The sequence below is a fragment of the Gemmatimonadota bacterium genome (genome assembly GCA_016704275.1).
Taxonomy (GTDB): Bacteria; Gemmatimonadota; Gemmatimonadetes; order Gemmatimonadales; family GWC2-71-9; genus Palsa-1233.
The window spans coordinates 327,580-341,785 of sequence record JADJAK010000003.1 but is presented as its reverse complement, the minus strand read 5'-3'; the positions used below and the strand labels follow the sequence as shown (position 1 = coordinate 341,785).

The window sequence follows — 14,206 nt, the reverse complement described above, 5'->3', positions numbered from 1 at the left end:
GTCAGCTCCGGGCCAGCACGAGCTCGGAGAAGAGCCGCACCATCACACCGGTCGGACCGCGCACCTGCGTCGCCGGCTCGCCCTCGGTGTAGGCGGTGCCGGCGATGTCGATGTGCACCCAGGGATACCCCTCGACGAACTCGCGAAGGAACCATCCCGCCGTGATGCTGCCCGCCGGACGGCCGCCGGTGTTCCGCATGTCGGCAATATCCGACTTGATGTGCTCGCGATACTCGTCCCAGAGCGGCAGCTCCCATCCGCGTTCGCCGGCGCGCTCGCCCGCGGCGATCACCTCCGCGACCAAGGCCGCGTCGGTCCCCATCACGCCGCTCGCCGTGTGCCCCAACCCGATCACGATCGCGCCGGTCAGCGTGGCGCAATCGACCACGGCCGCGGGGTTGTAACGTCGCGCCCAGGAGAGGGCATCGGCGAGCAACAGCCGTCCTTCGGCGTCGGTGTTCTGGACCTCGATGCTCTTCCCGAAGTGCGAGCTGACGACATCACCCGGCTTGTACGCGGTGCTCGACGGCATGTTCTCGGCCGAGGGAATCAGGCCGATCACGTGTGCCTTCGGCTTGAGGCGGCCCAGCGCCTCGAACGTCCCGAGGACCGCGGCCGCGCCGGACATGTCGTACTTCATCTCTTCCATCGCCGGCGCAGGCTTGATCGAGATGCCACCGGTGTCGAACGTCACACCCTTCCCCACCAGCACCACCGGCGCGTCGTCGCTCCCCTTGTACTCGAGGATGATGAAGCGCGGGTCGAGCGCACTCCCCTTCGCGACCGCCCAGAGCGCGTGCATCCCTTCCTTTTGAATCGCCTTGCCGTCCATGACCGTCACGGAGAAGCCATGCCGCTTGCCCAACGCCTCGGCCTGCTCGCCGAGGAACGCCGGCGTGCAAGTATTGCCGGGGAGCATCTGCAGGTAGCGCGTGAACGTCTGCCCCTCGGCGATCGCGGTGCCGCGTGCCACGCCGGCGGCGAACGCGGCATCGGCTACGGCGGTGATGATCTCGGCCGACTCGAACTTCGGCTTTGGGGTCTCGGGAGGGCGCTTCAGGTCGGGGTAGTGCCACGCCCCGAAGGGCAGTCCCTCGGCGAGCGACTGCCCCGCCTTCCCCGCGTCGACCGCCGGAGCCATCGCCGCAATGAAGAGCAAGACAGCCGACGGCGCGCCAAGGACGCGCGCCCGCTTCCCAGCCACCATGGCGGCGCGGCGGAGCGACGCCGCAGTCACCTTCTCGACGTCGCCGACTCCCACCAGGATGACCCGCGCGACCTTGCCGGCCGACGGGTAGAGGACGGCGACCTCATCCTTGGCGCCGGTGAAGTCACCGGCCGCGCGGCAACGACCGATGACGCCTCCCACCGAAGTGTCGAGGGCATCGAGGGCGGGTGATGCGGCCCCCTTCGCGACCGGGACGATCAGGAGGGGTGTGTCGAGAGTGGCCGGGTCGGCCGAGCGATGCGTAACGGTGAGCGCCATGGGCTCCCACGAGGGGTTGGGGAGTGAGGGGGTCGGAAAACCGGAGTTTCCTATGGGGCGGGAAAATACACGGGGAGGGCCGTCGGCGAGAGCCACCCCTTGCCGCTGGTCAGCGTCCCCGATCGAGCGGCGGGAGTGCCCAGCGGAGCCCGATCCCCCTTCCCGCCGCGCTGGTCGAGCTGGCCGAGCGAGACCAGACGACCGGCGCCCACTGTTCGGTATAGATCATCGAGCCGATCAGGCCTCCAATGATCGCGCCGGCGGGGCAAAGGCGATCGCGCGGAGGCGGAACTCGTCGTCATAGGTCCCACGCTTGACCCGCCCGATGACAGCGGCGCCCACCAACCCGATGAAGGCGCCCTCCCAGGCGTGGCCCCTCCGCGAGGCGACCCGCTCAAGGGTGGCGCCCTGCGGGAGCTGGAGCGACCTGGGTGCCGACCCCGACGGCTTCCAGAGAAGTGAATCCTGATGCAATTCGAGGAGCCGGCCCTCGGCGCGCCGCGGACCGCGCTCCGGCTGGGATGGCAGGGTCACCCTGATCCACTCGCCGGCCGAAAGTGTGGGCTCGGCCCGGTACTGCGCGTAGAGTGCGTCCTGATGTGCGTGGAGTTCCCCGCGACGGGCATTGAGGGCCGCAATGACGGCAGCCATCCGGTGCGCCTCCGGATCGTCAGGCTTGACCCGTGCCAGAAGGAGGCGCTGCTCGACCGCCAGCTCGCGCAGGCGACGCTCCAGTGCGCCATCGAGCCGTTCACTGAAGACCACATCGGCCATCGCGGGGTTCGGGAGCGCGGCAAGCTCCCGCCGTGCGGCGTCGAGCCCTGCCGACAGACGACGGAGGAGCGGGTCATCGCTGTTCCTTCTTGCCACCTCCGCCGCGTGGTCGACTTCGAGCGCCGACAGCTCGCGCGCGATGCGGTCGAAGGCCACCTGTGCCGCTGGTGACCCCCAGTACTCCTGCACCGGGGCGGGTGGCCGGCCGGGGGCCGACCCCGGAGTTCCCGTGTAGCACCCCGTCAGCAGGACGGCGAGGGGGAGAACCAGCCGGAGGCGGCGAATCGATGGCATCAGAATACTCGACCAAGGGACGGGTCCGGGGCCGACGGCCGCCGTTTGCCGCAGCAAGTGCCGCAGGGTACTCTTGAACGTAACCCCGCCCCATCACCGAGAGTCCCCATGGCGCCTCGCTTCTCCGTCGCTCTCCTGCCCGTCCTGGCCCTCTGCACTGCTGCCGTGAGCACGGCGAGCGCCCAGACCCCTGCCCGTCCCGCCGCCGCCGTCGCGCCGCCGCCCGCCCCGGGAACGCCCGCCGCCTGCAGCAAAGCGGCGGCCGATTGGCAAAAGGCCGAGACCGCCCCGGCCCTCGAGGCGTACCGCAAGGCGACCGACTCGACTCGCGCGGAACTGATGGCGACGTATCAGGCCGCCAGCCGGGCCGCATTCAAGGGTTTCCAACAGCGGGCGGCGGAGTGCGCCGCGACCTTCTCGGTGGAGACAATTCCTGCCGGCCAGCTGATGGATCTCGTGAGCCTCTACAACGCGGCACAGGACACCAGCGGCGCGCGTCGGGCGACCGAGCGGTTGATGACGGCCACCGACCTTCCGCCGCGGGCACGGGCGCAAGCACTGCTGATGGGGATGAACCAGGAGGTCGCGAAGGTGCCGAGCTACTTCGGCATCATCGAGGGCGCCGAGCGGTACGTCGCGAAGGTCGATGCCCTCCCCGACTCACTCGATGACCTCAAGCTCGCCGCGCACCGCAGCATGCTCGGCCGCTACGAGTACCTCGACGTCGCCGAGGGGCTCCGGGTCCATGCTCTTGCGGTGATCGCGCTCGGGAAGAAGCTGAACAAGCCGCAGGAGACCATCTCCGGCTATTCGTCACTGGCGCGCTCGTATGCGGACAAGCTGCACCCGGACTCGGCCCTGATGATCCTCGACGCCGCAGAGAAAGAACTCGGGGCGCCGGCGACCGCGAGCTTCAAGGATTTCCGGAACCGCTACGCACTCATCGGCACCAAGGCGTCCGAGATCTCGGCGACCTGGTGGATCAACACCGACCAGAAGACCGTCGTCGCACCAAAGCCCGGTCGCGTCTCACTGATCGAGTTCACGGCGCACTGGTGCGGCCCCTGCAAGAACAGCTATCCCGGGCTGGTCGGGCTGACCGAGAAGCTCAAGGGAAAGGCGTTCGACGGCTACATGGTCACGTCGCTCTACGGCTACATCGGGACGCGGCAGAAGTTGACCCCCGAGGAGGAAGTCGAAGCGGACCGGGAGTACTTCGGCAAGGAGCACGCACTCCCCTTCCCGGTCGCGATCAATCCGCCGGCGAAGCAAGTCCCGGGTGCCTATGCCCAGCCGAAGCCGGACACCGATTACCGGGTCGGCGGGATCCCGCAGATCATCATCGTCGACAAGAAGGGGATCATCCGTCAGATCGTGACGGGCTGGGACCAGGGCAACACCGCCCGCTTCTCGAAGTTCATCGACCAGCTCCTCAAGGAACCGGGCAACCCCACGCCGTGAAGCGTCGGGACTTCCTGCATCGGTTGAGCGGCGTCGCGGCCTCCCTGGCTGCGGCGCCGCGCCTCCTTGCGGCCAGCGGGCGTGGCGGGGAGTTCGCCTTTGCCCGACTGCGGTACGACTCCGGCGATTGGGACTACAACCCCAAGGTCTGCGCCAACGTCCTCGATGCGGTGCTGCAGTACACCACCATCCCAGTCCGCGAGCAGGAAGTCGTGATCACGGCGGACTCGACCGAGCTGGGTGCCTTTCCGTTCCTCTTCATGACCGGTCATAAGCTGGTCCGCTTCAGCGAGAAGGAACGCCAGGGACTGGTGCGCTACGTCGAGAACGGTGGCCTGCTCTTCTCCGACGACTGCAACCACGACGTGAACGGCCTCTACAGCACCTCGTTCGTCGCGGAGATGCGCCGCGCCTTCCCGGCCCCGGACACCCTCGCCAAGATCTCCAATCGCCACGCGCTCTACCGGAGCTTCTTCCGCTTCGACGGTCCCCCGCAGACCAGCCACGAGATCAACGGCTGGGGCGACAACGTCGTACACGACTACCTGCGCGGGATCGAGCATCGCGGCCGCCTCGGCGTCATCCTTGCGAATCAGGACTACGGCTGCGAATGGGACTACGCCTGGCAGAACAAGCGGTTCCGGCGGAGTGACAACACGAAGTTTGCGGTGAATCTGGTGGTGTATGCGATGACGTGACGGGATGATGGATGATGGGTGATGGATGCCCGACCATCGGTGTCATCCTGAGCGTAGCAGCCCGAAGGGCTGCGTAGTCGAAGGACCTCTCTCCGCACGCCGGGAAAGAGGTCCTTCGACTGCGCCCGCTGCGCGGGCTCCGCTCAGGATGACAACATACCTCCATCATCCATCATCCATCATCCATCATCCATGCTTCTCAGTCGAACGCCGCCCCCAACATCATCTTCCGGATCAGCAACCACGGCGACCCGTGCGACACGGAGTTCGTCTGCGTCGGCTGCCCCTTGGCGTCGCCGCCGGTACCGTACTTCCGGTACTCCTTCGGCCCGGTGATGCCGTCGAGGTTGCCCCAGAAGTCGGTGGTGATGGCGTTGTAGGCCACGTCGGTGCACTGCCGGGTGATCTTCCCGTTCTTGATCTCCCAGAAGATGTGACCGCCGAACTGGCCATTGTAGCGCTGCTGGTCGATCGAGTACGAGCCGCGGCCGTCGATCATGACGCCGTTCTTGACGTCGGCGATCAACTCCTCGCGCGTCGGCGAGTTCTCCGGTCCGGGCTCGACGTGGATGTTCGGCATCCGGAGGAACGGATAGTCGCGCCACGAGTTGGCGAAGGTGCAGCCGCGCGACGAGGTCTCGCCGATCAGGTGCGCCGTCTCGCGGTTGGTCTGCAGGCCGACCAGAATGCCGTCGCGGACGATCGGCCACTTCTGCGCCTTCACCCCGTCGTCGTCAAACCCGGCGGAGGCGAGGCCGTTGTCCGTCTTGTCCGCCGTGACGTTCATCAGCTTGGAGCCATACTTCAGCTTGCCGAGGTCGGAGACCTTCACGAACGAGGTGCCGGCGTAGTTGGCCTCGTAGCCCATGATCCGGTCGAGCTCGGTGGCGTGCGCCACGATCTCGTGAATGGTGAGCATCGCGTGCGAGGGCGAGAGGATCAGGTCACGAAGTCCGCTGCCGCCGAGCGGCTTGGCGGTGCACATCTCCACGGCGTCCGTCGCGACCTGCTCCGCGACGTCGAAGAAATCGCTCTGTTCAGCGAGTTCCCATCCACCGCACGCGGCGACGCCCGGATAGCTCCGCGTCTTGGTGACTTCGCCAACCTTGGCCGTCACGCTCATCGTCGGCGTGGTGGTGAAGAGCTCCTGTTCGATGTAGGAGCCTTCCGTGGACGCGAAGTAGCGCCATTCATAGCCGTGGTTCGCCGACACCTGCACTGCCGTCACGCCGGCGACCTTGCTGGCCTTGTCCACGATCTTCTGCGCCCACGCCTGCTTGTCGGTGGCCGAGACCGACGTCGGGTGCTTCTGCATCGGGGTGATGAAGTGTTCGATGTAGGCCGGGACCGGGGCGAGCTTCAGGTCGGTCTTCTTGGCGATCGCGCTGGCCTTGGCGATCTCCGTGGCCAGGCGGGTAACGCGTCGCAACTCGTCTTCGGTCACGATCGGCGACGAGGCAAAGCCCCAGACGCCGCTGTGCATCACGCGCACGCCGAAGCCGGCCGCCTTCCGATCGGCGTCGGTCGGGATGCCCTGCACCCCGCCACGTCCGCCGCCACCGAAACCGCCCCCCCGCCGCCACCACCACCGCCGCCACGACCACCACCCCGTCCACCGCCGGCGGCCGCGGCCGCGCTGTCGGCCGGAGTGCCAGGCGCGCCGCCACGTCCGGTCGCCGCGACGCGGAAGTTGGCGCTGCCGCCCGGGAGGTTGGAGGTCATGGTGAAGCGGACGTCGGCGTACCGACAGCCGGCGAGGCGCGCCTCGCCGAGGACGACGTCGGCGAGTGCCTTGAACTTCGATTCGTAGGCATTGCCGCGGCGCGAGGTGGCGAGAATGTCCGACACGACATCGTGCGCGACATACGGCAATGCCGCCGCGACGCCGACGCCCTTGAGGAAATCACGACGAGTGGGTTCCATGGTGGATTCCTCTTAGACGGCGGGAGAGACGGAGGTCATGTAGAACTCCTCGATCCGCACCGGCGGAACGAGCGCGGCATTGCCGCCTTCGGACGATTCACCGAGCCCCATCGGGACCGGCTTCCCCACCAGCGTCAAATTGTTGTAGCCGACGAGCGGCGACATGTTCCAGCGGAAGTTCTGCACCGGGCCGGCGATCTCGCCATTCTCGATCAGGAAGAGTCCGTCGCGCGTCATCCCGGTGTTGAGCAACGGCTGTCCCTCGGCCGGGACACCGCGGATGTACCAGAGCTGGGTGACCAGCAAGCCGCGCCGCGTCTGCTTGATCATCTCCTCGAGCGAAAGTTCGCTGCCGCCCTGCACCAGCGAATTGTTCAATCCGGCCGGCTGATTGTTGGTGGTGTTCCGCAGCAGACCATTTTCGGCCCACGTCACTGGCGCCGCCGGCTTGTAGGTGCCGAGGATCGGCGACTGGCGCAGGACCGAATTGCCGACGTCGCTCTTGAGCGTGAAGAGATCGCTGAAGATCTTGTCGCCCGGCTTCTTGTCCTTGAGGAAGTCCCCCGCCCCGCCACCGCCGAAGCCACCGCCGCCACCGCCACCACCTCCGGCACCCGGCGCACCTGCGGGAGGAGCCCCCGCGCCGGGCGCGCCACCCGGGGCGCCAGCCGCTCCACCGGGCCCGCCAGGGCCGCCAGGCCCTCCGGCACCACCGCGGCCGCCGCCACCCGACTGGAAGACGCCCGTCACCAACGAGAGGAACCGTGCATTGGCGCGCGGCTCCAGGATGACGGTATAGCGACCCGGCTCAAGCGCCTTCGCCTTCCGGCTCTTGAGCGCCTTGCTCGCCGCAATCTCGGTGAGCGCGTGCGGGTCGAGCATCCGCATGTCCTTGATCCCCATCGCGCCGGCCCACCCTGACCCGCTGCCATCGGCCATGCGGCACGTCAACGCGAACGACACATCAGCGCTGCGGAAGTAGGCGAAGAGCCCCTTCGAGTTCGCCGTGCAGGTCGCGACGTCATTCTTGGGAATGAAGCCGGCACCCACCACCCCGCGGGCCGCGGCCACATCGAGTGAAGCCTTCACCATCCGCGCGCGCTCCGCCGGGCCGAGGTTGATCATCTCGGCCGGCGCACCATCGACCGGGAGGTAGATCTGGGCCCCGAGCAACTCGGGCAGATTCGGCGACTCCTGCGCTTTCTCCGCCGCCGTCAATGCTTCGGCGATCATCGTCTTGATGCCATCATCCGACCAGTCCCTGGTCGATGCGGTCCCCACCTTCTGGCCCAGACGAACCGTCACCGTGAGGTTCCGGTCGTATTGCACCAGGTTGGTGGTGATGGTCGAGTTGGCCCATCGCGTCCCCGAGCGCTCGCTGGCGCTCAGGTTCACTTCGACGGCATCGGCCTTGGCAAGGTTGAGCACCTTGTCGACGACGGCTTTGGCTTCTTCGCGTGTCAGCATGTGGGAATTGTCGGGAGGGGGTGGAGCGACGAGCCTCGGTCGCCAAGCATACCGAATTTCTGGGGATGTGTCATCTAGGCGTCTCCGGCACGGCGGCGCAGCCACCATTCGGTGGCCAACAGGAGGGCAAACGGGAGAATCCACCACGGGGAGCGCATCGGGTGCCATCGCTCTGGCGTCGGGTCGGCACCGATCAACTTATGCACTACGTCGGGCAGCCGCGCCAGGTTGTCCCCCGACAGTTGTTCCCCACGCGCCCCGGCCACGAGGTGGCTCACCAGGTCAGCCGTGCCGGGCGCGGCCGACCGAGCCGCCGCATCCACCAGCATCGGCACGGAGGCGCTGTCCGCTCCCCATCGGACCTCGATCCTACCAGGGCCACTCGTCGTCGCACGCACCGTCCCCTCGAGTGTCCCCAGGGCGCGCCCCGGCCAGAGCCGAACCATGGTCCGGCCACCATCCGTGCCGACCAGCCGTGCCGCCACCGACGCGTCACTCCCTCGACCTGCGGCGATATCGCGGAGCGTGACCGTGAGCCGTGTTGAATCCCCCGGCTGAAGGACTGTCTGACTCAGGCCGATCTCGATCGGGGGAGGCGCCGACGCCGCAAGCCCTGCGACGAGGGCCGGCCAGAATCGTCCGAAGTCGGATTCGGTCGGCGCCCGCCGCTGCCAACTGTCGAGGGCTCCGACGACCACCACTTCACCATCCCCAACCGGCCGCCGCCAGATCGCAGGGCGCCCCTCCCCAGCCCAGGCGATCACCTCGGCACCGCGCGGCAAGCGCGCCGGAAAGAGGAAGGACGCCCCGCGGAGGCGGCCGAGCGAAGAATCGGCCGCAAGGTCGACGACCCGACCGCTGCTGTCCTGTCGCCACGCCGAGCCGCCGACCAGTCCAAGGAGCGGTCCCGCAGGCGGCGCCTCCAACAGGAGCACGACGCGGCCGCCGCGCTCGCGGAGGAAGCCCTCGATCGCGGCGATCTCCCGCTCCGAGAGCAGCCCGGGCGCACCGATGACCAGCACCTCGTGGCGTGCGATGGTCGCGAGATCGGTCAATGCAGTCGGCGAGGACCCCCGCGATCTCGTGATGCCCGGCGAGGCAACCACTCGGCTGGTCACCGCCAGTCGCGCGTCCGCCTCGAGCGCCCGGCGGACGAAGGTGGCCTGCCACGAGGGACGCAGGTCGAACGCCAGGACATCGCGACGCGTGTCTCGAACGTCAACGAGCAGGTCGGCGGCGGTCGCTGCCGCGCTACCAACCTCCGCGACGATGCGGAGTCGCACAGCGTCGACTTTCGTGGCCACGTACGGCAACGCGACGGCGAGCCGCTCGTCGGCCGTCGCCGGCGTGACGCTGGTTCGGGCCACGACGTGCGCGCCGTCCTGCAGCGCCACATTGACCGCCCTCCCCTTCGCCCCTACGACCCGCAGCTGCGCCGTGACATCGACGCGCTCGTCTCGCAGCGCGCCCGATGGCACAGCGACGTGTTCGATTGCCAACCATGGGGTCGAGCGCGATGGCATCACGGCGACCAGCGGTCCGCGGATCGCCTCGACCGCCCGAGGAAGGCGGTCTCCCACGAGAATGGTGGCATCGGACGGCCCCGCCTCGCCGACGACCACCCGGAATGCTCCGCTCAAACGGCGCACCACGGAGGCCACGAGCAGCGCGTCGCGGTCAGAGTTCGTCGCCACGACCCGCACCTCGGCACGAGCAAATCTCTGCGTCGGCACCGAGGGATCAAGGAAGCCGAGCAACGCGATGAGTATCGCGACGGTGCGGAGCCAGCGGCGAGGGGTCACGGCTGCCTCGATGTTGGCGCACGCGGACCATCGGCGAGGCTCCCACGCAACCGTCGCGACTCGGCACTGCTCGGGGCTGTCATGGCGCGTGGCGCGGATGCGCCCACCAGCGTGCTGAGCCTCGTCGTCATGCGGTCGAGCCCCTGCGCGGCCGCCACCGTCTCACCACGACCCGCGTCATCTGCGGCCTTGGTGAGTCCGGATGCGATGGCCTGCAGCCGCGCATCCGCTGGATCGATCCGCAGTGCCGCTTCGGCGAGTGCGCCGATTGACGCCCGCGAGGGAACGGGCGGGAGCGCGACCAGCGCGGCAAGTAGCTGTCGGGTCGCGGCGCGCTTGGCATCGGATGGTGGCGGGGCTGCGGCCTCGGCTGAACTGGCCGCGTCGGCGAGGGCACCACTCAGCCGCCGGGAGAAGTCCAGTGACTCGCGCTGCGTCAGGGCGCGCAGGATGATTCGCGAGTGCGAAAAGGCCTGCTCGATCTGCGCCAACGCCTTCCGTTCTTCGATGAGCGCACCTGGGACCTCATTGGTGCCGAGCAAAGTGGCCGCGCGACTCATATCGCGGATGCCACGGATCAACGCCAGGCGGCCGGCATTCAGAAGGCGCCCAGCGGCGAGCTCATCCTCGCCCTCCGCTTCTGCTACTTCGTTGAGTTCGGTCTGGCTGATCTCCTCGTCATGGCCATGACCGTCGTCGACTTCGCCGCCCATCATGAAGACGAACTCGGCGCGTACCCGGCGTTGCTCCATCCCGATCTGCGCCGCCGAATCGGCGAATGCCTCCGGCGTGAGACGGGCCTTCCCGGCCAGCAGCCGTTCGGTCTTGAGGATCACCATCTGCTGCGAGAGGGCGTAGCGGTTCTGCTCCGGATCGATGGCGAAGCCGCTCGCCGCGAGGCTCCCCGGCGCGGTGATCTCGACGATCCATGCGTCGGACTCCACGGGTGTGGCACCGGGCCGATGGTCGGTCGCGACGGCGCGATACACCACCATGTCGCCCGGCTCGAGGCCGAGCGCCGCCAACCGCCACGAGGTCGACGCGGTCCAGCGGCCAGCACCCTGCCGAGTGATGCTGATCGGCACGTCGCGCTCGGCGAAGGAGAAGCGCTCGCCCGACCCGGAGACGGTGGTGGCCCGGAGCTTCAACGAGGCCAGCCCATGGTCATCGTTCGCATCGATGGCGATCGACACCGTGCGGGCGCCGTCCGGGAAGTGGAGGTCGCGCCCCGGAGTGCGGACAACCACCGTCGGCGGGAGATCCGCGAGCACCGTCAGCCCAATCAGCCGCCGGTCGCCCAATTGGCCGTCGCCGCCTGCCGGCTCGAACGCAATGAAGCCATCTGCGGTTGCGGTGGCGGAGCCAACGAAGGCCTTGCCGCTTCGTGCGAGCGACGAGCGCTCTGCGAGCGTCTCCAACCGCACAGCGGCGGCGCGTGCGTTCACCGTGATCGAGAGGCGACTCCCGGCGACTGCTTCAATCCGGCCAGGATTGCTGACGGTCCGGGGCGCAAGACCGAGGTACGCCGGTGGCGTGATCACCACCGTGACATCGGTGATCGCTGGCGGGCCACTCTGGGCGGCCATCGCGTCAGCCTGTTCGGCATGGGTCGCTCGCCAGGTGACCGCACTGCCCCAAACGGCAGCCGCCAGCATCAGGCGTTGCAGCGCCGCCCGATTGGGGAGCACCGCGGGGAGGGCGAATGACACCGTCAGCGCCGCGGCCTGTTCGTAGACCAATGCCGCGACGTACGGATCGACTCGTGACCCCTCGAGCAGTTCACTCGCCGTGACCAGCAGGTTGCGACACGCCGGCACCCGCGACTCGATCTGCACGGCCACCGAACGGCGACTCGCGCGCCTGAGGAGTGCCCATCGCAATCCGCCGCCGACACCAGCCAGCGCGCCAAGCAGGAGCAGTGGGCCGAGGCCGTCGCGAATGGGCCAGCCGACGATGGTGAGGAGCGCCGCAACGGCCAGACCGATGGATGCACCGGTGATGGCCATCCCCTGATCGGCCCGTCGACGTGCCGCGTCGAGGAAGCGCTCGACCGTGGTTGTTTCAGCCGACGGCAACGGGCACCTCCGCCGCACGACGGCGCAACCACCACTCGACCCCGAGCAACAGCAGCGCGGCCAGCCAGAGCCAGCGCCCGTCCGATGTTTCTGTGCCCGTCGCCGGCACGCTGCCACCGACGCCTGCGACGCGTTCCCACGACGCGAGTCGAACCGAATCGATCGCGATCGGTTCCTTCTCACTCATCGGTGTGGCACGCTCCTGGAGTCGGAGCACCGTGGCGGCGAGTGCCGCCGAGAAGGTGGCGGCGACGGAGTCATCGACGAAGAACAGCAGTTTGTTGCCATCCGCGGCCGCCGCGACCCGCACCGCCCCGCGCAGCGAGCGCACTGCGGCTGTGAGGGTGTCACTTGTGCCCGGGCCATCGGCGGCGAGCTGTGCCAGCAGCGTGGACTCGCGGAGCTGTGCGACGAGGGCGATCATCCATGCGGCGCGGAGTGGCGTGGCGCGGGCGCGCAGCGTGGCGCGCTCCGGGGCGGTCGGAAAGATGAAGGTGACGCTGTCTCGTGAGGCTGAGGTCGCCGGGACCCCGATGCTGTTGGCGGCGCGCAGAGACGCAGAGGCCAGGGCGGTCTCGCCGGGCCCCACCAGCCAGCGCAGAGGCGCAGGGGGGACAGCGGCCGGAGATCGGCGCCAGCTCACGGTACTGGAGATCGAATCGGCGACGACGGTCGCGGTGATGAGGCTGCCGTCCTGCGCGGTGACGAACTCCGAGGTGGCGGTCGGCGTCAGGCTGATGGGGAGAAGCCGGACTCCGAGTGATGCCTCCACCTCCGCGATGTCGCTGCTGTCCACGGCACCGAGTTGGAAGTCCGAGATCACGACCAGCTCGCGCTGTCCGGACTGTTGCGCGAGCCAACTGGTGGCGCCGGGGATTGCGGCGCCTGGCGTGGCGGTCAGGAACCGGCGGCTCGTCGTGGCCTCGCCAGCGAGCCGATCTGTCGCGTCACGAGCAGCACGATGCCCCGGTACCCCTGCCGCCGTGAGCCATCCCATGCTCACCGACGTATCCATCACAATCGCCCGCGTGAGACCCCCGCCTGCGGCCCCCAGCGCCTCTCTGCCACGCCAGCGCGGCTGCGCGAGGGCGATGACAGCCAAGAGCAAGACCGCGACACGCACGAGAAGCAACAACAGATCCTGCAGGCGGGTCCGCTGTGCCGGGAGCAACCGCGCCGCATCGATGAAACGGAGCGAGGGAAATCGGTGCGTCCGGCTCTGCCCCCGACCGAGCAGGTGAATCAGGATCGGGAGGAGGATCGTTGCCGCGCCGAGCCAGGCCCAGGGCTGGAGCCATGTCATGCCGAGGCGGGCCGTTGCGCGTTGGTCGACCGCGACTCGCGGTGCCGCAAGTAGTGCCGCAGCGCCCGCGCGGGTGGGACATCGGTCGAGAGGAGCGCGTAGTCGATCCCAGCGCGGACCGACTCCATCCGGCAGCGTTCATGGAAGGCCGAGACGACACGGCGATACTCGGACGCGATCGCTGTCGCATCGGTGATGCGCTTCGTCCCCGCTTCCACGTCCTCGATCTCGACCGCCCCGCTGAAGGGGAGTGCCACTTCGTCAGGCGAGGTCAGCTGGAGCACGGTGACATCGTGGCCTCGCTGCACCAGGTGCCGAAGTTCGCGACGGCTCTCCTCCTCGGCGTCGTAACAGTCGGAGAGCAGGATCACCACGCCGCGGCGGCGCAGCAGCCGACCAACACCGGCAATGGCCCGCGGGGCATCGAAGCTGCCCTCGGCCTTGAGCCGATCCAGCCGAGCCAGCAGGGCGAGCAGGTGCGGCCGTCCGCCACGCGCTGGCAGGTGCGTCAGCGTGCCGCCTTGCAGCGTGGAGAGGCCGACGGTGTTTCCCTGCTCCGCCACCAGGTAGGCGAGTGATGCGGCGACGATCCGTGTGTACTGCCACTTGCTGACGCCGTGCTCGGGATAGGCCATCGAGGCGGAGGCATCGACAATGAGCGTGACCGCGAGGTTGGTGGTCTCGCGGTATTGCCGAGTGTAGAGACGATCGCTGCGGCCGTAGAGCTTCCAGTCGAGATGCTTGAGGTCGTCGCCGGCGCGGTAGGGGCGGTGCTGGTGGAATTCGGTGGTGAAGCCGTGGAACGGCGAACGGTTGCCGCCGGTGCGGGTGCCTTCGATGACGATCCGCGCCATCAACTCGAGGTCGTCGAGATGCGCGAGGACCGACGCGCTCAGCGATCCACTGCCAGGCGCCTCCGTCAC

General features: G+C 68.4%; 12 protein-coding genes. 2 read left to right on the top strand and 10 right to left on the bottom strand.

Translation table 11 applies throughout. The features are described from left to right. Position 1: 1 nt before the first annotated feature. The 3 genes from IPG05_09190 to IPG05_09180 are packed head-to-tail and all read right to left on the bottom strand — an operon-like array spanning position 2 to position 2,554. The gene (locus tag IPG05_09190; protein ID MBK6495262.1) at positions 2-1,486 is read right to left on the bottom strand and encodes a leucyl aminopeptidase; all 1,485 of its coding nucleotides are present in this window, start codon (positions 1,484-1,486) and stop codon (positions 2-4) included. 50 nt (positions 1,487-1,536) lie between these two features. Beyond that, entirely contained in the window at positions 1,537-1,698 is a 162-nt protein-coding gene (locus IPG05_09185; protein MBK6495261.1) for a hypothetical protein, read from the bottom strand. Between the two features lie 25 nt (positions 1,699-1,723). Further along, the gene (locus IPG05_09180; GenBank protein MBK6495260.1) at positions 1,724-2,554 is read right to left on the bottom strand and encodes a hypothetical protein; all 831 of its coding nucleotides are present in this window, start codon (positions 2,552-2,554) and stop codon (positions 1,724-1,726) included. Between the two features lie 108 nt (positions 2,555-2,662). Between IPG05_09180 and IPG05_09175 the strand changes: the two genes are divergently transcribed. Next, complete coding sequence (locus IPG05_09175) at positions 2,663-4,015, top strand: TlpA family protein disulfide reductase (GenBank protein MBK6495259.1); 1,353 nt, start codon at positions 2,663-2,665, stop codon at positions 4,013-4,015. Continuing rightward, the gene (locus IPG05_09170; GenBank protein MBK6495258.1) at positions 4,012-4,713 is read left to right on the top strand and encodes a DUF4159 domain-containing protein; all 702 of its coding nucleotides are present in this window, start codon (positions 4,012-4,014) and stop codon (positions 4,711-4,713) included. Before IPG05_09175 ends, IPG05_09170 begins: the two co-directional genes overlap by 4 nt. 199 nt (positions 4,714-4,912) lie before the next feature. On the opposite strand, the gene IPG05_09165 is transcribed toward IPG05_09170, so the two are convergent. From IPG05_09165 to IPG05_09135, 7 genes are all read right to left on the bottom strand, one after another. After that, positions 4,913-6,253: a TldD/PmbA family protein gene (locus IPG05_09165; protein MBK6495257.1), complete on the bottom strand. Its 1,341-nt coding sequence runs from the start codon at positions 6,251-6,253 to the stop codon at positions 4,913-4,915. After that, entirely contained in the window at positions 6,196-6,636 is a 441-nt protein-coding gene (locus tag IPG05_09160) for a twin-arginine translocation signal domain-containing protein (GenBank protein ID MBK6495256.1), read from the bottom strand. The genes IPG05_09165 and IPG05_09160 overlap by 58 nt, the downstream gene beginning before the upstream one ends. A gap of 12 nt (positions 6,637-6,648) precedes the next feature. Further along, positions 6,649-8,103 carry a hypothetical protein gene (locus IPG05_09155; GenBank protein MBK6495255.1) on the bottom strand — a complete coding sequence of 485 codons (1,455 nt, stop codon included), beginning with the start codon at positions 8,101-8,103 and terminating at the stop codon, positions 6,649-6,651. A gap of 74 nt (positions 8,104-8,177) precedes the next feature. Then, positions 8,178-9,905: a hypothetical protein gene (locus IPG05_09150; protein ID MBK6495254.1), complete on the bottom strand. Its 1,728-nt coding sequence runs from the start codon at positions 9,903-9,905 to the stop codon at positions 8,178-8,180. Beyond that, positions 9,902-11,980: a hypothetical protein gene (locus tag IPG05_09145; protein MBK6495253.1), complete on the bottom strand. Its 2,079-nt coding sequence runs from the start codon at positions 11,978-11,980 to the stop codon at positions 9,902-9,904. The genes IPG05_09150 and IPG05_09145 overlap by 4 nt, the downstream gene beginning before the upstream one ends. Next, a complete protein-coding gene (locus IPG05_09140) occupies positions 11,967-13,283 on the bottom strand; it encodes a BatA domain-containing protein (protein MBK6495252.1) in 1,317 nt (438 codons plus the stop codon). The genes IPG05_09145 and IPG05_09140 overlap by 14 nt, the downstream gene beginning before the upstream one ends. Further along, positions 13,280-14,206: a DUF58 domain-containing protein gene (locus IPG05_09135; protein ID MBK6495251.1), complete on the bottom strand. Its 927-nt coding sequence runs from the start codon at positions 14,204-14,206 to the stop codon at positions 13,280-13,282. The genes IPG05_09140 and IPG05_09135 overlap by 4 nt, the downstream gene beginning before the upstream one ends.